The organism is Nonomuraea sp. LPB2021202275-12-8 (genome assembly GCF_037044575.1).
GTDB lineage: Bacteria > Actinomycetota > Actinomycetes > Streptosporangiales > Streptosporangiaceae > Nonomuraea.
Genome location: NZ_JBAHWD010000013.1, coordinates 173,021 through 192,940 on the forward strand (window position 1 = coordinate 173,021; position 19,920 = coordinate 192,940).

Consider the following 19,920-nt stretch of genomic DNA (forward strand, 5'->3'; position numbering starts at 1 on the left):
GGAACACCTCCTAGAAGAACACGCTCCGGGGATTGAGCTCGTCCTCCCCGAGCGGCCCGGGCAGCCAGCCCTGGCTGACCGGGACGTCGTAGAGGCGGCCCGGTCCGAGCCGCCGCCAGAAGTGCCGCATGCCGGGCGCCATCACCTTGACCACGCTCAGGTCGAGGTCGGGACGGGTCATGTCGAGCACGATCACTTCGAGGTCGCGGTCGCGCGCCCGCTCCACGCACGCCTCCACGTCGGCCTTGATGTCGTCGGAGGCGAGCTGCGGGAAGTCGGCGAAGGTCCGCTTGGGGGCGTCGGGGTCGGGGGTGACCCAGGGTTCGCCCTCCAGCGTGGCCTCGCGCCACCACTGCAGCGTGGCGGGGTCGTCCTCCAGGTAGAGGGTGCTGCCGTCGGGCTTCCTGCGCTCGATGGCGGGCAGGAACTGGTTCACCTCGGTCAGCGCCCGCATGCACGCCAGCTTGGGGTCGAGGTGGGCGCCGAAGCCGATCAGGATGTCCTGCACCGGGTGGTCCTCGCGGTGCGAGACGCCGACGAAGGCGGGGATGCCGATGTCGGAGGTGATGTCGAGGACCCACAGACTGCGGTTCATGCCCGCGTAGAACTCACGCAGCGTGTCGATGTACGGATCCCGCAGCGCGTCGAGGTCCAGCTGGGGGCGGCGCAGCCGGTTGTACCACCACATCGCCACGCTGTCGCGCTCGACGAGCTCGCTGAAGCCCTGCAGGATCGCCTCCTCCAGGGTGTTGCCGCTGGCGCAGCCGTTGGCGTCGCTGTAGCAGAAGTAGCGGTCGCCGACGTCGGGGTGGCCGTACCAGACGTAGGCGGCGGGGACCAGCCGCTCGCGGTCGTGCGTGAGCGACCAGGCGGGTGACCAGTCCACTCGCTCGGCCGGGTCCAGCCGGTCGGGGACCCGGTGCAGCCGGGTGGCCGGGTCGTGGTTCCACTGCTTGCGGATGGAGAACTGGTGGTCGGAGAAGAGCATCAGGTCGTTCGGCTCGATCGCGCGCTCCGGCCCCAGCTCTTCGAGGCTGCCGTGGACGATCGGCTCCTCGTCCTGCCACACCCCGCTGTAGCGTTCGATGGCCTCGCAGATGGCGCTGGTCTTGGCCTGCATGTCGGTGCGGCCCTTGCCGCCGCTCAGGCCGCGCAGGTTACGGCGCAGCATGGCCATGTTGTCCTTGACCACGGCGAAGTTGTGGCCGGCGGTGTAGCTGTAGGCGACGCCGCTGTCGTCGCGGGAGACGGCGCCGAGCTTGGTGACCGCGCCGAGGAACGGGCTGACGTGCTTCTCCAGCCGTTCGAAGGTCTCGCGTGGCGACTGCACCCGGTAACCGCCGTCGGCCTTGAACGCCACCTGCCTGGGGAGCAGCGTGATGCGCGGGTCCCGTTCGGCGGTGAGCGACGGGTCGCCGCAGGCCGAGCACTGCGGGCGGCGTACGAGCTGGTGCGGGTGCGCCTCCAGCGTCTGCAGGTCGAAGGTGACCATGCGCCCGTCGAGCAGCTCGGAGGAGCCCGTGACCACCGCCCGGGTGAGCGCGTCGGCCAGCAGCGCGGAGGCGGCGGCCACCCCGGAGGCGAGCATGGCGACGGAGGTGCGGAACGGCGCGGTGTCCTCGCGCTTGGCCAGCAGGTAGTGCTCGACCTGCCGGTTGCCCTCGACCCGCTGGGCCAGGCAGCGCCAGCATCCGGTGTCGCCCGGCCGGAAGACGGGCCCCAGCCACAGGCACCGGCCGCACGGCTTGACCGCCAGCCACGGCCTGCCGATCTCCAGGAAGGCGGTGTTGATCCGGTCGAGCGCGGGGTCGAGGTAGTCGTCTACGGCCACCATCGTGAGCCCCGCCGCGTCCGCCCCCAGCTCCACCTGGGCGGCCAGGCTGGACTGGCGCACGTGCAGGCCGTTGGCGCGCAGCGCGGCGAGCAGCGGTCCGGTGTCGACCTGGCCGACGCGCACCATGGCGATGGGGGAGGCGGCGAGCCTGTCGTCGACGAGATGTGGATCGGCGCCGATCATGTCCCAATACGCCAAGTCGTGAAGTGGCATGTCAGGACGGCCGTCGGCCAGGTAGCCCAGCATGTCGAATTTGTGGATCGTGAACATCACGTGCGACATCGGCATCTCGCCGTCGAGCGCGCTGACGATCTCGTCCACGGTGTGCCGGCCGTCGAGGTAGGACAGCACGCGCACCGCGTCCTCGCCCTGGATGACGTGGCTGCGGTCCTCAGCCAGCAAGAATGCCTGCGAAGTTCCGATGACTTCCTGTAATAGGTGGGCCTTCAGACGCGGGCGCTGCATGGGTTTCCTTTCGGTAATTATCCCTGAATATCAAGTTTAGATCGCACGCAATGCATAGGACAGTCGTACGCATGCGTATTCTGCAATTCCGATGCGTATGGCTAACTTGAATAGGTGCGTAAATTGTCAGAAGCTCAGTCAATGACGAGGAAATGCGAAAGGAGCGCTCGGGAAATGGCCTCAGCCGATGCCGTCGTGGTGGCGCAGGGCTCGAGCCAGATCGGCCCTGGTGTGGATCCCGAGCTTGCGGTAGATCCTGGCCAGGTGGGTATCGACGGTGCGCTTGCTGATGGACAGGGTGTTGGCCACCTCCAGGTTGCTCATCTCCTGCAGGACGAGTTGCACGACTCGCTGTTCGGCGACGGTGAGGCCTTGTGCGGGGGACGTGGGAGCCGAGCCGGGGGCGGCGCGCCGGGCGGGCAGGTGCGCCCCCATCGCGACCAGGTGCTCGTGCGCCAGCCGGGCCAGCCGGACGGCCCCGCACTCGTCCGCCACGTTCATGCCCTGCTGGAGGGCGGGCAGGGCGAGCGCCTTCTCGCCGCACTGCCGCAGCGCCACGCCCAGCCTGATCCGCGCGCGGGCCTCGTCCAGCCGGGCGCTCGAGCGTTCCAGCAGGTCGGCGGCCTCGCGGAGCAGGCCGAGCCGGGCCTCGTCCTCGCGGGCCACGCCGGCCACGCTGAGCGCCCTGCCCAGCGCGCCGGGCGTGCCCCACCTGCGCGCCAGCCGCACGTCCTCGTCGGCCAGCCGCCGCGCCTTCTGCGCCTCGCCGAGCTTCACGTGGGCCAGCACCGCCTGGCCGCGCCAGGGCAGGCACGACGGGTTGGCGATGCCGCGCGCGTGCAGGTGCCTGCCGCTCTCCCTGAACAGGCGCAGCGCCTCCCTGCACTCGTTGCGCGCCAGGTGGATGCGCCCGCGCACCTCCAGGTGGGAGGCCCAGATCAGCGGGCTGTCGGTGCTGTACGACTCCACCTCGACGAGCTGCGCCTGCGCCGCGTCCGGCTCGCCCAGTTCGAGGAGCACCCGGCCCACCTGCGAGACGGCGGCCACGTAGAAGGCGCCGCCGCGTACCTCGGAGGCGCGCGCGATCGCCTCCTTGGCGGTGGCGAGGGCCTGGTCCAGCCGCCCTCGACGGTAGGCGATCTCCGACACGACCAGCAGCGCGAACGCGTGCTCGGCCGGGGAGGCGGAGCCACGCGCCTCGGCCAGCGCGCGCTCGGCCCAGTAGCAGGCCTCGTCGGAGCGCTCCGCCCAGGCCAGCGCCAGGGCGGCCACCAGGGCGGACGGCACCGCTCCGCTGAGCGTGCTGATCGTGTTCAGCGCCCGCGTCGCCAGCTCCACGGTCCTGGCCTGCCGGCGGCCCGTCGCCGCGGTGGCCAGGGCCAGCGCGGAGAGATAGCTCCTGGCCGGCGGGTCGCCGCCGAGCAGGCGCAGGATGGACGGCGTCGTGCCCAGCCCGGCGAGCAGGGCCTGGGCGCCGAAGGCGAGCCGCGCCGCCCGGTCGTCGCTCCGCCCCGCGGCCGCGGCGAACAGCGGTCCGGCTTCGGGGGCGTTCAGGGTCAGCAGTGGGCTGGCGAAGGGGAGCAGCTCCTGCGGCGAGCAGACGCTGCTCAGGTGCCGCCGGGCCGCGGGCAGGTCCAGGTGGAGCTCGACCGCGCCGAGCGCCGTGACCACCTCGGGCTGCGGCTCCGCGGACTGGGCGAGCGCCCGGCGCAGGTAGCGGGCGGCGGTCGGCCAGGCGGCCTGCCGCGTCTCCTCGGCGGCGGCCTCGCGCAGGATGTCCACGGCGCGCGGATCGCCGGCGGGGGCGGCTGACATCACGTGCTCGGCGCACACCCCCGGCGGCGCGCCCAGCCTGTGGAGCAGGCCGGCGGCGCGGGTGTGCAGGTCGTCGCGGCGGCCCGCGTCCATGCCCGTCCGGATGGCGGCGCGGACCCGGTCGTTGACGAAGCGCTCGCCGTCCAGCAGGCCCGCCTCCCGCAGGGCCAGCGCCGCGACGCTGGCGACGGTCTCGCCCTGGCCGGCGATGGCGGCGGCGATGCTCAGCCCGGCGTCCGGTGCCAGGATCGCCAGGCACTCCGCCAGCGCCACCGACTCGGGCGAGCGCCGCCGCAGCCAGGCCAGCGAGGTCTCGGCCAGCGTCGCCGCGCCCAGCTCGGCGGCGGCGTGCAGCCCGGCCTCGTCCGGCTCGACGCCCGCGGCACGCAGCCGGCTCGCCAGCTCGCGCAGCAGGTAGGGGTTGCCGCCGGACAGGGCGTGGCAGCGGGCGGCGAAGGCGGGGCCGGGCTGGACGCCCAGGACGGCCTCGAGCAGGTGCGCGCAGCAGCGCTCGCAGAGGGTCTCGGGGCGCAGCAGGTAGTGGTACGGCAGCGTGGCGAGGTCGTTGACCAGGGGATCGCCGGTGTCGCAGGTCACGATCATCGCCGCGGGGAGCCGGTCCAGCCGCCTGGCGATGTACGCGCACCACTGGGCGGAGGGTGCGTCGGCGCAGGTGACGTCGTCGATCGCGATGACCAGCGGCCGGTTCGAGGCCAGCGATCTGGCCGTCCTGTAGAGCTCGTAGAGGCCGCCGTCCCTGGGTGCGCCGAGCGCGTCGGGCTGCGCGTTCATGATCGGATCGAAGAGCTGCCGAACGACGGCGAACTCGAATGGCCGCTCGCTGGGATGGCAGCGCGCCTGGAGCACGGTGGCGTGGTCCGACACTTTCTCCAGAGCCGCCGAAAGCAGCGTCGACTTACCGATTCCCCGCGAGCCCTGAATCGCCAGGACAGATGGCTGCCCCTCGGCTAGGCGGGTGATAACACGATCGATAACCTCGAGTTCCGCATTACGGTGGAGCATCCTGATCCCCTGATCGTCCCCTGTGAGGGTCGTACGCTTGAGGGCGATATGAGAAGAGGGTCCACGTATTTAGCATAAGATGATACATTGCGTTGGGGTTCCTATCACGAGATTGTGCAAGTGACGCGTCCGGGGATACGGGGTTAGCCGTGCAGCTTCCGCTCGATCAAGACGCAATCCGCCTTTACCGCTATGCCTTAAGTCATCTGACGTGGAATTCTCACCGGGCGGCACTGGAGTTGGAGCTGAGTCAGGCTCGCATTGAATCCGCCATCGCCACGTTGAAACAGCTCAAGCTCTTGCGCAGGACCTCCGACGACGAGGACGTCTACCTCGCCGTAGCGCCGGAGGTGGCCCTGGAGTCGTTGCTGGCCGACGAGGAGTTGGAGTTACGCAGGCGCGAGGCCGAGATCGCCGCGATCCGCGGCCACGTGATGAGTCTGTCGTCCTACTACACCGAGGCCTACCAGGCACGGAGCGGTGGCTCCGTGGAGATCCTGGACCAGCAGATGGTCCGCCACCTGCTGCGCGACTGGTCCTATCAGGTGCGCGAGGACGTCCTCATCGCCCATCCCGGGGGCGGGTGGTCGGATGAGGACCTTGCGAGCAGTCTGAAGAACGACCTGGCCATCTTGATGCGCGGTGTCCGCATGCGAGTCCTGCTCCAGCACGCCACCCGCCACCACCCGCCGACCATGCTGTGGGCGGAGAAGGTGCGGGCGGAGGGGGCCGAGATCCGCACGGTGCCGACCGTGCCCCGCCGGCTGATCATCCACGACGGTCAGCGGGCCGTGCTGCCGTGCACCGCCCAGGTGTGCGACGGGGCCGCCGTGGTGCAGGAACCCGCCGTGGTCGACTTCCTCGTCGCGGTGCACGAGGGCATGTGGTCACACGGGGAGCCGTACCCGTCGCTCGCCGGCGACGGGCTGAGCGCCGACCACGCGCTGGAGATCGCCATCCTGCGCGAGCTGTGCACCGGGGTGAAGGACGAGGTCGTGGCCAGGCGGCTGGGCATGTCGCTGCGCACCTGCCGCCGGAAGATCGCGGCGATCATGCGAGCTCTGGGAGCGGAGAACCGCTTCCAGGCGGGGGTCCTGGCCCGGGCGCACGGCCTCCTGCAGGACGAGCCCGCCGAGGGGGATTTGCTGCCAGGCAGCTAATGGCCACTTTCGATCGCTTCCTTTGTGCGCGCGCATTGGACAGGTTGTAAGGGGGATCACTCATCCTTTCCCTTGAAAGGGGAGCTGAAATGACGCGCACCGGTTTTGGGGGCAACGGTGGAAACGATTGGCCTCCGAAGACGGAGAAAACGTTTTCAGCGCTGAAGGCGTTGTTCACGTGGATGTAACACAATCGGCGGAATCGCTCTATGGAATCGAGGATCTGGCCAGGCTGACGGGGATGTCGGCGAGGAACATCCGGGCGCATCAGGCTCGGAGACTGCTCCCGCCGCCCCTGCGGCAGGGGCGCATCGCGCTCTACGACCAGGGACACGTACAGCGCCTGGAAACGATCAAGTCGTTGCAGCGACAGGGTTACAACCTGGTGGCCATCGAGGCGTTCCTCGGCCTGCACAGCGACGCGGGACAGCGCTCGCTCGGCCGGACGGTGGCCGAGCTCGCGGCTGAGCGCTCGGGGGCGCTGGCCGCACTGGTGCGTCACAGCATCGTGGCGCACGGACAGGACGGGGAGGTGCTGGTGCTGCGGGCACGGCCGTTGCGGGCCGCGCTGGCTCTGCGCCGTTACGGGCTGTCGGCTCCGGCAGCCTTGCAACTGCTCGGCGAGGTGCTCGACATCGTGGGGAGGGTGGCGGACGACCTGGTGCACGGCACCGATGCCAGGGCCGCGTCGCTACGGCAGAACTCCCCAACGACCGACGGGCAGGCGATGCCGGCCGAGGATCTCAGCACGGTGCTGACCGAGGCCTTCCGCGTGGTCGTGGAGAGGGCCGCGCACCAGGCCAGCGAGAACCTGCTCGGTCCCGACCAGCTCGCCGACCTGGAGATGGAGCTGCTGCTCACGGTGGACAGCGGCTAACGGTTCACGAAGGGCGGCCGGCGGGCCTGCTGCCCAGCACGAAGTCGCCGACGGCCGGCTCGGCCAGCGGGTCGAGCCCGGCCGCGGCGGCGAACGCCCTGCCGTCACCTGTCCCGACGGCGCACGGAGCCAGCCCCAGCGCGGTGGCCACCAGGTACATCAGCTCCATGACCACTCCCGCCTGCTTGAGCGCGAGCGCGTAGGCGATGGACTCGTACTTCCACATCAGCCGCCCGACGCGGCACGTCAGGACCAGCCCGACCTGCGGCAGCCGGCCCGCGCCCGTCGCGCCCTCGGCGTAACGCAGCACGCCGAGCGCCTGCGGGCCCAGCTCGCCGAGCCGCTCCAGCCGGTGGCCGAGCGAGTCGTGGTGGTAGACGCCGGGGTCGAGGCCGGCGCACCGGTTGACGACGGCGTAGATCTCCAGGTCGCACAGCGAGCCGGGAGTCGGGTACGGCCGCCTGCCCAGGTCGCGGTCCATCACGGTCAGCCGCTGGACCTGATAGAGGAACTCTCCGAGCTGCGCCAGGGTGATCGGGTGCGCGTCGTCGTGCTCGCGTACGCTGGCCCGTTCGCCGAGCACCTGCGTCAGGCTCACCTCGCCCAGCCCGGCGGGCGGGGGCAGCGCCACCGCGTCGGCCTCCGGGTAGGTGCGGGCCACCGGCTCGGGGGCCCGGCGGCCGTCGAGCGGGTAGGTGCCGCCCAGCGGGAAGGCGTGCGCGCCGGCCCTGGACCGGTGGTGCAGCCACAGGTCCTGCGGCTCCCACGCCATCAGCGGGAACTCCTCCCGTTCCGCCGCGGCCTCCTTCTCGCCGACGAGGATCCGCGCGTCGAGCAGCTCGCCGGCGAGCTGGCGCGCCTCCTGCTCCTCCAGCGCCAGGTGCCGCGCGAGCAGCCCCTCGTCCAGCGGCCCGCACAGGGCGGCGGCCACGCGCGGGTCGAGCACGGCGATCGACGTCTCGCCGAGCGGGGTGTCGGCGACCAGCCGCTCGCCGTCGCAGCGCAGCACCGCGAACCTGGACATCCGGTACGGCGCGGCGCATGGAGGGGCGCCGCCCGCCGCCGCCAGGCCCCTCGGCACCACGCTGATCAGGTCACGGCCGGACCGGCCGAGCCGGCGTTCCAGCAGGCTGCGGCCGAGCAGCTTGTGGATCAGCAGATTGGCGCTGAGCAGCCGGGGCTCGCCTTCGAGGCTCGCCATGATCCGCCCCAGCGCGCGGTCGTCGCTCCATCCCTCGGCCAGCCGGCTGACGATGGCCCGGGCGCCGACGGACAGGCCCGACAGGACCAGCCGGCACCCCGGTAACTCGATGACGGGCACGCCGTCCTCGCGCAGCCGATGCCCGGCGTCTGGGCGTAACCGGTAGGACTCGCTGAGCACCCTGTGGTTATCCCACCCACGCCTTCAGGAGGAACCAGGCACCGTTGCAGGGATCGGTGCAACGGTCACAGCCAGCCGCGCTCGTCGGCGATGCGCACCGCCTCGGCCCTGGTGCGGGCTCCCGTCTTGCCGATCGCGGCGGACAGGTGGTTGCGCACGGTCCCCTCGGTGAGGCTGAACCTGCGGGCCAGGTCGGTGACCGTGCCGCCGCCCGCCGCCGCCAGCAGGATCTCCTGCTCGCGGTCGGTCAGCGGGCTGATCCCGCCGGCGAGGGAGTCGGCGGCGAGCATGGGATCCACCACGCGCAGCCCGGAGTGCACCTTGCGCACCGTGTCCACGAGGGCCTCGGGGGTGATGTCCTTGACCACGAAGCCGCACGCGCCCGAGGCCATGGCCCTGGTCAGATAGCCGGGCTTGCCGAAGGTCGTCAGCATCACCACCCGGCAGCCCAGCGCGGACAGCCCCGCCACGGTGGCCAGGCCGTCCCTGCCCGGCATCTGGATGTCGAGCAGCACCACGTCGGGGCGCAGCCGCGCGGCCTCGGCCAGCGCCTCGTTCCCGTCGCCTACCTCGCCGACGACCTCCAGGTCGCGCTCCAGCCGCAGCAGCGTGGCCAGGGCGCCGCGCAGCAGCGTCTGGTCGTCGACCAGCAGCACCCGGATCACGGGACACCCATCGGCGGGCACTCGGCGCGCAGCCGGTATCCGCGCGGCAGCGGCCCCGCCTCCAGCGAGCCGCCGATCGCCGACAGCCGGCCCGCCAGCCCGGACAGCCCGTGCCCGGTGCCGGGCTCGCCACCGGCATGCCCCAGTCCGTCGTCGCAGATCTCGATGAACGTGGGACCCAGCACGACCCGGCAGCTCACGGCCCGGCTGTGCTTGATCACGTTCGTCACGCCCTCCTGGAGGATGTAGGCGAAGATCTGCTCGCACACCACCGGCACCTCGTCCGTGGCCCGCGGCAGGTCCGGCCTGATGCCGGCGGCGACGAGCGCGGCGCGCGCCGAGGAGAGCGCGGTGGCCAGCGACAGCACGTGGTTGCCCTCGATGGAGGCGCGCACGTCCTTGAGCGCCTGGCGGCCCAGCGACTCCACGTCCTTCACCTCGGCCAGCACCGCGTCGTGCGCGCCCTCTTCGAGCAGCCTGCGCACCAGCCCGGCCTTCACCGTGATCGTGGTCAGCGCGGAGCCCACGGAGTCGTGCAGGTCGCGGGCCAGGCGCTTGCGGTCCTCGTGCACGGCCATCCGCGCGATGGTGGCGTTGGCCCTGCGCAACTGCTGGGCCAGCCGCCAGAAGCCGCCGATGCCCAGCCCCGACAGCAGCACGGCGAGCATGACGATGAGCTTGAGGTCGAGGCCGCCGTGCATGAGGCTGTCCACCAGGACGACCACGACGGTCAGCGACCCGCTGGTGAGCACCGCCCACAGCCACGGCAGCATGATCGCCAGCAGCGCCACGGGAAAGCTGAAGTAGAGAGGGTCGTGCCCGTAGCCGACGACGAACACCGCGGCCGTGACCGTCACCGCCGCGCAGCCCCAGGCACGTACCGCGACCGGCCGGAAGACGGCCCATCCGCTGGTGAGCACGTAACCGGCCACGAAGGCGAGGATGGTCGCCAGCTCGCCCGCGGACCCGGCCCGGGTGGCGGCGAACCACAGGGGGGCGGTGAAGAGGACGGCGAAAAGCCGGAGGATCCAGCCGGACGCGACCGGCTGGATCAACTCGTCGGCAGCGGTCCTGGCTGACGGCATCGTGGTCACAAGATAACCCGGCCGCATTCCCGCTGTTAAGGCCTCAAACCCGGGCAGCGTCCCGCTTGTAGAGCATGACCACCAGCGCGCCCGCGATGAAGAACCAGGCCGCCGACACCAGCACGCCGAGCAGATCGAGCCCGCCGCCCGTCGCCAGGTTCCTGGCCTGCTCGGCCAGCCAGAAGCTCGGCAGCGCGTGCGCGAACGCCCCCATGAACCCGGGCAGGATCTCGACCGGCACCCACAGCCCGCCGAACAGCGCCAGCATCAGGAACGCGGCCACGTACACGGCCCCGACCGCGTCCGGCTTGACGGCCAGCCCGATGAGCAGGCCGAGCACCCCGAACGGCAGCGAGCCCAGCCAGGCGGCGAGCAGCACCAGCCCCCACTGCGTGAGGCTCAGCTCCACACCCTTGATCAGGAACCCGGCCGCCAGGATCAGCACCACCGCGGGCAGCACGATGACCAGCGAGACCACGACCTTGCTGGCCACGTAGGACCAGCCCGGCAGCGGGGTGAGGCGGAGCTGGCGGTTCCAGCCGGCCTGGCGCTCGGGCGCGACCCGCTGTCCCACGCTGATGGCGCCCGAGATGGCGCCGAACGCGACCATGCTGATCATCATGTACGTGACCATGTCGAGGCTGCCGGCACTCAGGTTGCCGAACACCTCGGACATGATCAGGAAGAACACCGCGGGGAACAGGATCGCGATCACCAGGAACTCGATCGACCTGCTCAGCAGCTTGAGCTCGGTGACGATGAGCGCGCCCATGCCTACACCTTCTCGCTGGTCAGGGCCACGAAAGCGTCCTCGAGCGACATGGCGGTCACCGAGATGTCCTTGGCCTGCGGGAATTCGGTCAGCAGGGCGCGCAGCGCGGCGTCGGAGTCCATGCAGTGCAGCGTCACCAGCTCGTCGCGCTGCTCCACCAGGTCGACGCCGGGCAGTGCGCCCAGCTGTACGGCGTCGGCGCCCGGGATGGCGGCGCTGATCGTACGGCCGTCCACGCGGGAGGTGACCTCGGCGACGGAACCGTCGGCGATGACCTTGCCGGTGCGCATCAGCACCACCCGGTCGGCGAAGTCCTGCGCCTCGGCCAGATAGTGGGTGGCGAACAGGACGGTCTTGCCGCCGGCCGTGTAGGCGCGCATGGCGTCCCAGAAGTCGTGGCGGCCCTGCACGTCCATGGCGACGGTCGGCTCGTCGAGGACGAGCAGGTCGGGGTCGCACACCAGCGCGGCGGCGAACCTGACGCGCTGCTTCTGCCCGCCGGACATGCCCCCGTACCTGAGCCGGGCGTGCTCGGCGATCCCGGCACGGTCCAGCGCGTCCTGCACGCGCAGCGGTTTGGGGTACTGCGCGGCCATGACCTGGACGATCTCCCGCCCGGTCATCTCGTTGAGAAAGCCGCCCGACTGCAGCATCGCGCCCACCAGGCCCTCGGCCGTGGCCTTGGCCGGGGTGCGGCCGAACAGGCGGACCTCGCCCTGGTCAGGCGTGGTGAGTCCCAGCAGCATCTCCATCGTGGTCGTCTTGCCCGCGCCGTTGGGCCCGAGCAGCGCCACCACCTCGCCCGGTGCGATGAGCAGGTCCACGCCGTCCGCCGCGTGCACCGGGCCGAACGTCTTGTGCAATCCGCGCAGACTGACCGCCGCGCCGGCTTCCGCATCCGTCAGCATGATCTCATTGTCGGCTTTGCGGCGGCTCGACGCCTCGACCACCTGTCATGGCCTGTCCGTGACACTTGTCATGGATGGGCGTAGGGCAGGTAGGCCGTCACCTCCAGACCTCCGCCGCCGCGCGGGCGGGCGACGACGTCCCCGCCGTGCGCGCGGGCCACGGATCGGACGATGGACAGCCCCAGACCGGCGCTCCTGCCCGTCACCAGCCGGTCGCCGTTGAGCCGGCGAAACGGTTTGAACAGCTCGGGAACGTCGTAGGGCGGCACGGCCGGGCCGGTGTTGCTGACGGTCACCGTGACCTGCCCGCCCGGCGCGGTCCTGCTCGCGACGCGGACCCAGCCGGTGCCGTCTCCGATGTTGTGCCGGATCCCGTTCTCGACCAGGTTCATCACCAGCCGTTCGAGCAGGAGCGCGTCTCCGGTGGTGGGGGCGGGGAACGCCGCCTCGTGCACCGTGACCTTCTCCTGCTCGGCCTCCGGCGCGGTCTGCGCGACCACGTGGGACACCACGTCCGCGAGGTCCACCGGCGACCGGTCGGCGACCTCGTGCTCGGCGCGGGCGAGCAGCAGCAGCCCGGAGATGAGCCGCTCGTGCCGGGCGTTGATCTCCAGCAGGCTCTCGCCGAGCCGCTTGACGTCGGGCGAGGCCGTACGCCGGTGCATGGCCAGCTCGACGAGCGCCCGGTTGAGCGTGAGCGGCGTGCGCAGCTCGTGCGAGGCGTTGGCGACGAACCGGCGCTGCCCGTCGAAGGACTGGTCGAGCCGCTCCACCATCGAGTCGAAGGTGTCGGCCAGTTCCTTGACCTCGTCTCTGGGCCCGACCAGGTCGATCCGCTCGTGCAGGCGGCGGTCGGCGGACGGGTCGGCGGCGATCCGCCGCGCCGTCGCGGTCACCTTGTGCAGCGGGGCGAGCACCCGTCCCGCGACCACCCACCCCAGCCAGGCCGCCGCGCCGCCGACCAAGGCCAGCGCGATCGCCCCCTGGACGAGCAGCGAGCTGACGGCGACGCTGCGCAGGTCCAGCTCCTGCTCTTTCACGAACGCCAGCGACTCCTCCGGGCTGAGGAGCCGGCCGTCCCTGATGAGGGAGATGATCCGCACCCTGTCGCCCGTCGGGCTCGACCCGTACTTCATGTCCAGCATCCGGGTGAGCTCCTGGTTGAACAGCAGGTAGGTGACGGCGATGAGCACCAGTCCGGCCAGCAGGAACAGGGCGCCGTAGACCACGGTGAGCCGGGCCCGCAGCGTGAGCGGGCGCCGGGCGAGCAGCGTCTTGACGTTCACGGGATCCGGTACCCCGCCCCCTGCACGGTCACCACGACCGGCGGATCGCCGAGCTTGCGGCGCAGCTTGAGCACGGTGAGGCGGACCACGCCGGTGAACGGGTCTGCGTTCTCGTCCCACGCCTTCTCCAGCAGTTGCTCGGTGGAGACGGCGGCGCCGTCCGCCCGCAGCAGCTCGGCCAGCACGGCGAACTCCTTCTTCGACAGCGGCACGTACCGGTCGTTCCGGAAGACCTCCCGCCGGGCGGGATCGAGGGTGATCCCGGCGCGCCGCAGCACCGGCGGCACGGCCGGCCGCGACCGGCGGCCCAGCGCGTGCACGCGCGCGGAGAGCTCGACGAAGGCGAACGGCTTGGCCAGGTAGTCGTCGGCGCCCAGCGACAGCCCGGTCACCCGGTCGCCGATCTCCCCGGCCGCGGTGAGCATCAGCACCCGCGTGGTGGACTCCGACGCGACCAGCTCCCTGCAGACGTCGTCGCCGTGCACGATCGGCAGGTCGCGATCCAGGACGACCACGTCGTAGTCGTTGACCGCGAGCCGCTCCAGCGCCGCCTCGCCGTCGTTCGCGGTGTCGACCGCGTGCGTCTCGTCACGCAGCCACTCGGCTATCGCGTCGGCGAGTATCCGCTCGTCCTCCACCACCAGAACCCGCATCCCCCATGCCCTTCCTCGACTTGGGGAGATGGTGACGCATGTCCTGTTTGTTCGCCGTTAACGCTCATGGAAACGGCGGGGAAACGGACCGTTCGGTTGCATCTGTCGCGACGGCCGGGATGGAACCGGCCGCTGGACGAGGAGAACACCGATGCGAGGACGAATCCTCGGCATGACCGCCGTACTCGCGCTGGCTCTCACCGGATGCGCTTCGGGCGCCGGTGGAAGCGCCGACGTCCCGTCGGCCGACGGCGGGAAGCAGACCTCCGGCAGCAGCGCCGCGCCGAGCCTCAGCCCGGACGAGCGGAACGTCAAGTGGGCCCAGTGCATGCGCGAGAACGGCATCGACGTGCCCGACCCCAAGGCCGGCCAGGGCATCAGGATGACGGCCGGGCCAGGCTCCGAGGAGACCATGACCAAGGCCAGGGAGGCCTGCAAGGAGTGGCAGCCGACGGGTGGCAACGGCACGGGCAACGCCCAGAACGGCGAGAGGATGCGCAAGGTCGCCCAGTGCATGCGCGACAACGGCGTGGAGGAGTTCCCCGACCCTGATGGCAACACCATGCGCCTGAACAAGAGCGTCGCCGACGACCCCGACTTCCCCGCCGCCGAGAAGAAGTGCCAGCTCGGCCTGGGAGGCTCTTGATGGCCTCGGCCACCCTGGACGAGCGGGCGGAGGAGCTGTCCGGCCGCCCGCGCCGGCGCCGCGGCGGGAAGATCGCCGCGCTGCTCGCCGTGGTGGCCCTGGCCGGTGCCGCGATCGCGGTGGCCAACAGCGCGGGCCTGCTGGACGGCGGCACGGCGCCGAGCGCGGCGGCGGCGCTGCCTCCCGCCACCACGTCGATAGCGAAGCAGACCATGGAGGACACTCTGGACGCCGACGGCGATCTGGGCTTCGGCCCCACGACCACGGCGGTGAGCCGCAGGCCCGGCACGATCACCTGGCTGCCGGACAGCGGCGCCCAGATCACCCGCGGCAAACCGCTCTTCAAGATCGACAACGACCCGGTGGTGCTCATGTACGGGGGCACGCCCGCGTACCGGGACCTGAAGACCGGCACGGAGGGCCGGGACGTGGCGAACCTGGAGCGCAACCTCAGCAAGCTCGGCTACACCGGCTTCACCGTGGACGAGGAGTACACCTGGGCCACGGCCGAGGCCGTCATGGAGTGGCAGGAGGACCGGGGCCTGGAGGAGACCGGCGTGGTCGAGCTCGGCCGGGTCGTCTTCGCCGACGGCAAGGTACGCGTGGACACCCTGGACAGCCAGGTCGGCCAGCCCACCGCGCCCGGCCAGAAGGTGCTCTCCCACACCGGCACCACCAAGGTGGTCACCGTGCGGCTGGAGGCGGAGGACCAGCGGCTGGCCAAGGAGGGAGCGAAGGTCTCCGTCACCCTGCCCGACGGCAAGGACGTGAGCGGCAAGATCACCGAGGTGGCCACGGTCATCGAGCCGGGGGAGGGGCAGGAGGACCCGCAGACCAAGGTGGAGGCGCTCGTCGCCATCAGCGCCAAGGCGAGGAAGGCGACCGCCGGGCTGGACCAGGCCGCGGTGGACGTGACCTTCACCGCGACCAGGCACGAGGACGTGCTGACCGTGCCGATCGCCTCGCTCGTCGCGCTGCGGGAGGGCGGCTTCGGCGTCGAGGTCGTCGAGGGTGCCACCACCCGCTATGTCGCAGTGAAGACGGGCCTGTTCGCAGGCGGCAGGGTCGAGATCAGCGGCGACGGCCTGGCCGAGGGCATGACCGTGGGGACCGCGAAATGACCCACCCGATGATCGCACTGTCACAGGTGACCAAGACCTACCCCGGCGGCGTCACGGCGCTGGCGTCGGTCACGCTGGAGATCGCGCGGGGCGAGATGGCGGCCATCGTCGGCCCGTCCGGCTCGGGCAAGTCCACGATGCTCAACACCATCGGCACGCTGGACCGCCCCACGTCGGGGAGCGTGCGCATCGACGGTTACGACATCGCCAAGCTGTCGGACAACCAGCTCTCAGCGCTGCGCGGCACCCGGATCGGGTTCGTCTTCCAGCAGTTCCATCTGGCGGCCAACGTCCGGGCACTGGACAACGTGGCCGACGGGCTGCTCTACACCGGTCTCGGCCTGGCCGAACGGCGCCGCCGGGCGAAACTCGCACTGGAGCGGGTCGGCCTCGCGCACCGCGTCGGCCACGAGCCGCACGAGCTGTCGGGCGGCGAGCGGCAGCGGGTCGCGATCGCCAGGGCGGTGGCGGGCGACCCTCCGCTGCTCCTGGCCGACGAGCCGACCGGCGCCCTGGACTCGGTGGCCGGCGCCGGGGTGATGGATCTGCTGCACGACCTGCACGCCGCCGGCACCACCGTCCTGATCATCACCCACGACCGCGAGATCGCCGCCAGCCTGCCCCGGCAGGTACGGATGCGCGACGGGCGCATCATCGCGGACTCGGCGATATCGGACGGGCGTCATGCCCGGTCGGGGGCGGCGTGATGGCGGTCGTCGAGCACGCCGCCCGGCCCAGGTTGTCGCCGCCCAGGCTGGGGCCGCGCGACGTGCTGCGAGTCGGCGCGGTCGGCCTGCGCACCCGCCCGATGCGGGCGTTCCTGTCGGCGCTCGGCATCGCCATCGGCATCGCGGCGATGATCGGCGTGGTGGGCATCTCCTCCTCGTCGGGCGCCGAGCTGGACAGGCAGCTCTCGGCGCTGGGCACCAACCTGCTCACCGTCACGTCCGGCCAGACGCTCACCGGCGAGGAGGCGAAGATGCCGGTGGACGCCGAGGCGATGATCGAGCGGATCGGCCCCGTGGAGTCGGTCTCGGCGGCCGCGTACATCAAGGACGCCAAGGTCTACAGGTCCGAGCGGATCCCCGAGGCCCAGACCGGCGGCATCTCCACCTATGCCGCCCGCCTGGACCTGCTCGCCTCGGTGGGCGCGACCGTGCGCAGTGGCACCTGGCTCAACGAGGCCACCCAGGCCTACCCGGCCGTGGTCCTCGGCTCGGTCGCGGCCCAGCGGCTCGGCGTGGGCGCGGCGGGGCCGGACACCCAGGTGGTCATCGGGGGCGAGCGGTTCACCGTCATCGGGATTCTCGAACCGGTGGCGCTGGCTACGGATCTCGACACCGGGGCGATGGTCGGCTGGCCGGTGGCGGAGGAGCTGCTGGACTTCGACGGCCACCCGACCACTCTGTTCACCCGAGCCGACGAGAGACGGATGGAGGCCGTCCGCGGCGTGCTGCCCGGCACCGCGAATCCGGAGGCGCCCAACGAGGTCGACGTGTCCCGTCCGTCCGACGCCCTGGCCGCCAAGCAGGCCACCGACCAGGCGTTCACCGGGCTCCTCCTGGGAGTGGGCGCGGTCGCGCTGATCGTCGGCGGCGTCGGGGTGGCCAACACCATGGTCATCTCGGTGCTGGAACGCCGCTCGGAGATCGGCCTGCGCCGCTCGCTGGGCGCCACCCGGGGCCAGATCCGCACGCAGTTCCTCGCGGAGTCGCTGCTGCTGTCGGCAATGGGCGGGCTGGGCGGTGTGTGCATCGGCGCCGGCGTCACGGTCGGCTACGCCGCCTTCAAGGGCTGGCAGGCCGTGATCCCGGCCGAGGCGACGGCGGCCGGCCTGGTGGCGACCCTGCTGATAGGCGCGGTCGCGGGCCTCTACCCGGCGATCCGGGCCTCGCGCCTCTCCCCGACGGAGGCGCTCGCCGCCACGTAACGGCCTGTCATTCCTCGGGCAGCTCTGCGGCGAGGAATGACAGGCTCAGCAGGTCCTCGGTGAACATCTTCACGGGATGGCAGCCGCCGACATCATCCCCGCAGCAGCGTCCACACCGTCTCCGGCGTCAGCGGCGTGCTCGTGACCCCGGTCGGCGATCTCCGGCAGCGCGGCGGCGACGGCGTTGCCGATGGCCGCCGGCGGACTGATCGTGCCCGCCTCCCCGGCGCCCTTCATGCCGCCGGGCGTCACCCCGGCGCAGGGCAGCCGCATCCCGGCCGCGTCCGCCACGGTGATGACGTCGAGCACGCCGTCGGCGGCCCGCGCGGCCTTGGTGTCGCACCCGGTGAGCCGGCCGTGCGCGATCGGGCTGCGCACCACGACCGCGTACGCCATGCCGGGCAGCCGCACGTTGCCGACGTAGCGCCCGCGTCCGGCCAGGAGCCGGGCGTCCTCGAGGCGGGGAGTCCTGGAACCTACGTACGCGTGATCAGCCATGACCTCGATTCTGGTCGCGCCCCCACCCCGAGTCCATGAGCCCGCGCCTATCCCAGCAGGCCGTCGCCGATCCACCCCTCCGGGGCGCAGCCGGGCGGGATGGCGAAGACGGCCGAGCCGACGGCCGTCACCCACTCGTTGAGCAGGTCCCCCTCGGCAATGCGGCGCTGGACCGGGACGAACTGCCGGTCCACATCCGCCTGGTAGGAGGCGAACAGCAGGCCGGAATCTGATTCGCCGTCCCTGCTCAGCCCTTCGTCGTAGTTGTACGGTCGCCGCAGGATGCGGGCGGCGGGATCGGCCGTCCGCGCCCTCCTGATGTGGGCGTACTCCGAGATGACCGGGAAGCCGAGCCGGTTGACCTGCTCGAAGTCCGGCTCGTCGCGCTCGGCCCGGCCGGTCAGCGGAGCGCCGTCGGCCAGCCGCCGCCCGATGGTGAACTCCCTGGCCACCCGGTCGGCGGCGTCCCACGACTCCAGGTCCATGCGGATGCGGCGCAGCACCAGGGTGGTGCCGCCGCGCAGCCACTGCGGGCCCTGCGCGATCCACACGGCGCGGTCCAGGTCGGTGGGGTTGACCGTGCCGTCGAGCTGCCCCATCAGGTTGCGCTGGGTGGTGCCGGACGGATGCAGGTGCGCGCTGCGGCGAAAGCCCCGCTGGGTCCAGCGCACCCTGGCGAAGGACCGGGTGTCCTTGACGATCATTCGCAGCGCGTGCGCCACGGTGAGCCCGTCGTCGGCGCAGATCTGCACCAGCAGGTCGCCACCGCTCCACTCCTTCCGCAGCCTGTCCGTCTCGAAGGCGGGCAGCGGCCGGATCGGAGACTCCACCTTCGCCACGGCGAACAGCCCCGGCCCGAAGCCGAACGTCACCGTCAGCCTGGCCGGATCAGCGGCGAGCTCGGGCTCGGTGTCGGCCAGGGCCGGCCGCCCCTGGGTGAGGCGGCGCGCGTCGTCGGTCAGCAGCCGCAGCAGCCGGCCGAGAGCCTCCTTCCGGGTGCCGGGCAGCAGGTCGAAGGCGACGAAGACGGCGTGCGCCTGCGGGGGCGTCGCGATCCCCGCCTGGTGCGTCCCGTGGAACGGCTCCACAGAGGGACCGGCGGCAGCCGACGCCGGTGCGGCGCCCACCGCGGCGGAACCCAGCGCACTCGCCGCGGTGGCGGCGCCTCCGGCGAACAGCCCTCTCCGGCTGATCCGGCCGGCCGCCGTCACTGGTGACCCATGCCAGGCTGGTAGTCCTCCTTGCCTCCGGCGAAGTCCTTGCCGACAGCGGTGAACTCCAGCGGCTGCCCGCCCTTGACCGTCAGCGTGAACGGGATCCGCGCGCCCGGTTTGACCTCCTCCTCGACCCCCATCAGCATGATGTGGTCGCCGCCGGGCGCCAGCTCGTGGGTGCCGCGAGGGGGAATGACGAAGCCGCCCTCCTTGGGACGCATGATCATCTTGCCTCCCGAGTCCACCACCTCGTGCAGCTCGATCTGCGGAGACAGCGGGGACGCCCCGGCGACGACCGTCACCGCGGCGTCGGTGTCGTTGACCAGGGTTCCGAAGGCGGCGGTCATCCCCTTCTCGGCCGTCTTCACCCAGGGATCGGTGATGGAGAGCCCCTCGGCGGCGGCCGGGGCGCCGGCCTCGGCGGTGGCGCGGGCGGTGGAGCCGGTGGAGCCGGTGGAGCCGGTGGAGCCGGTGGAGCCGGTGGTGGAACCGCACCCGCTCAGCGCGACGACGGCGGCGAGCAGGAGAGCAGAACGGAAGTACATGGGACATGCCTTTCTGCGCCCACGGCGGAACATCTCCGCGGG

At 71.6% G+C, this 19,920-nt stretch carries 18 protein-coding genes; 6 read left to right on the plus strand and 12 right to left on the minus strand.

From position 1 onward, the window contains the following. Positions 1-10: 10 nt before the first annotated feature. Both V5E28_RS24490 and V5E28_RS24495 read right to left on the minus strand, forming a co-directional pair. Entirely contained in the window at positions 11-2,299 is a 2,289-nt protein-coding gene (locus V5E28_RS24490; protein ID WP_336209458.1) for a TOMM precursor leader peptide-binding protein, read from the minus strand. 180 nt (positions 2,300-2,479) lie between these two features. After that, on the minus strand, positions 2,480-5,137 hold the full coding sequence (locus V5E28_RS24495; protein ID WP_336209459.1) for an AAA family ATPase: 2,658 nt from the start codon (positions 5,135-5,137) through the stop codon (positions 2,480-2,482). A gap of 281 nt (positions 5,138-5,418) precedes the next feature. Here V5E28_RS24495 and V5E28_RS24500 point away from each other — a divergent pair, with 281 nt between their 5' ends. Together V5E28_RS24500 and V5E28_RS24505 are read left to right on the plus strand one after the other, a co-directional pair. Further along, complete coding sequence (locus V5E28_RS24500; protein ID WP_336209461.1) at positions 5,419-6,297, plus strand: hypothetical protein; 879 nt, start codon at positions 5,419-5,421, stop codon at positions 6,295-6,297. A gap of 178 nt (positions 6,298-6,475) precedes the next feature. Further along, a complete protein-coding gene (locus V5E28_RS24505) occupies positions 6,476-7,174 on the plus strand; it encodes a MerR family transcriptional regulator (RefSeq protein WP_336209463.1) in 699 nt (232 codons plus the stop codon). 4 nt (positions 7,175-7,178) lie between these two features. On the opposite strand, the gene V5E28_RS24510 is transcribed toward V5E28_RS24505, so the two are convergent. The 7 genes from V5E28_RS24510 to V5E28_RS24540 form a co-directional block, all read right to left on the minus strand. Further along, the gene (locus V5E28_RS24510) at positions 7,179-8,555 is read right to left on the minus strand and encodes a SagB family peptide dehydrogenase (RefSeq protein ID WP_336209464.1); all 1,377 of its coding nucleotides are present in this window, start codon (positions 8,553-8,555) and stop codon (positions 7,179-7,181) included. A 65-nt stretch (positions 8,556-8,620) separates the two neighbouring features. Continuing rightward, on the minus strand, positions 8,621-9,220 hold the full coding sequence (locus V5E28_RS24515) for a response regulator transcription factor (protein ID WP_336209465.1): 600 nt from the start codon (positions 9,218-9,220) through the stop codon (positions 8,621-8,623). Next, entirely contained in the window at positions 9,217-10,305 is a 1,089-nt protein-coding gene (locus V5E28_RS24520; RefSeq protein ID WP_336209466.1) for a sensor histidine kinase, read from the minus strand. Before V5E28_RS24520 ends, V5E28_RS24515 begins: the two co-directional genes overlap by 4 nt. A 43-nt stretch (positions 10,306-10,348) precedes the next feature. Further along, entirely contained in the window at positions 10,349-11,077 is a 729-nt protein-coding gene (locus tag V5E28_RS24525; protein ID WP_336209468.1) for an ABC transporter permease, read from the minus strand. 2 nt (positions 11,078-11,079) lie between these two features. Beyond that, a complete protein-coding gene (locus V5E28_RS24530; protein WP_336209469.1) occupies positions 11,080-11,985 on the minus strand; it encodes an ABC transporter ATP-binding protein in 906 nt (301 codons plus the stop codon). A gap of 68 nt (positions 11,986-12,053) precedes the next feature. Further along, positions 12,054-13,271: a sensor histidine kinase gene (locus V5E28_RS24535; protein ID WP_336209471.1), complete on the minus strand. Its 1,218-nt coding sequence runs from the start codon at positions 13,269-13,271 to the stop codon at positions 12,054-12,056. Beyond that, a complete protein-coding gene (locus tag V5E28_RS24540; protein ID WP_336209472.1) occupies positions 13,268-13,924 on the minus strand; it encodes a response regulator transcription factor in 657 nt (218 codons plus the stop codon). The genes V5E28_RS24535 and V5E28_RS24540 overlap by 4 nt, the downstream gene beginning before the upstream one ends. A 151-nt stretch (positions 13,925-14,075) precedes the next feature. On the opposite strand from V5E28_RS24540, the gene V5E28_RS24545 reads away from it, so the two are divergent. The 4 genes from V5E28_RS24545 to V5E28_RS24560 are packed head-to-tail and all read left to right on the plus strand — an operon-like array spanning position 14,076 to position 17,621. Beyond that, positions 14,076-14,570: a hypothetical protein gene (locus tag V5E28_RS24545; RefSeq protein WP_336209474.1), complete on the plus strand. Its 495-nt coding sequence runs from the start codon at positions 14,076-14,078 to the stop codon at positions 14,568-14,570. Next, a complete protein-coding gene (locus tag V5E28_RS24550; RefSeq protein ID WP_336209476.1) occupies positions 14,570-15,691 on the plus strand; it encodes a peptidoglycan-binding protein in 1,122 nt (373 codons plus the stop codon). Before V5E28_RS24545 ends, V5E28_RS24550 begins: the two co-directional genes overlap by 1 nt. 8 nt (positions 15,692-15,699) lie before the next feature. After that, on the plus strand, positions 15,700-16,398 hold the full coding sequence (locus tag V5E28_RS24555; RefSeq protein WP_336209478.1) for an ABC transporter ATP-binding protein: 699 nt from the start codon (positions 15,700-15,702) through the stop codon (positions 16,396-16,398). Then, entirely contained in the window at positions 16,398-17,621 is a 1,224-nt protein-coding gene (locus V5E28_RS24560) for an ABC transporter permease (RefSeq protein ID WP_336209480.1), read from the plus strand. Before V5E28_RS24555 ends, V5E28_RS24560 begins: the two co-directional genes overlap by 1 nt. A gap of 69 nt (positions 17,622-17,690) precedes the next feature. Here the strand turns inward: V5E28_RS24560 and V5E28_RS24565 are convergent, their stop codons facing one another. Genes V5E28_RS24565 through V5E28_RS24575 form a run of 3 tightly spaced genes read right to left on the minus strand, consistent with a single transcriptional unit; the run spans position 17,691 to position 19,878 of the window. Further along, positions 17,691-18,119: a hypothetical protein gene (locus tag V5E28_RS24565; RefSeq protein WP_336209482.1), complete on the minus strand. Its 429-nt coding sequence runs from the start codon at positions 18,117-18,119 to the stop codon at positions 17,691-17,693. 47 nt (positions 18,120-18,166) lie between these two features. Continuing rightward, positions 18,167-19,330 carry a Dyp-type peroxidase gene (locus tag V5E28_RS24570; protein ID WP_336209483.1) on the minus strand — a complete coding sequence of 388 codons (1,164 nt, stop codon included), beginning with the start codon at positions 19,328-19,330 and terminating at the stop codon, positions 18,167-18,169. After that, entirely contained in the window at positions 19,327-19,878 is a 552-nt protein-coding gene (locus V5E28_RS24575; RefSeq protein WP_336209485.1) for a copper chaperone PCu(A)C, read from the minus strand. The genes V5E28_RS24570 and V5E28_RS24575 overlap by 4 nt, the downstream gene beginning before the upstream one ends. Between the last annotated feature and the right edge of the window lie 42 nt (positions 19,879-19,920).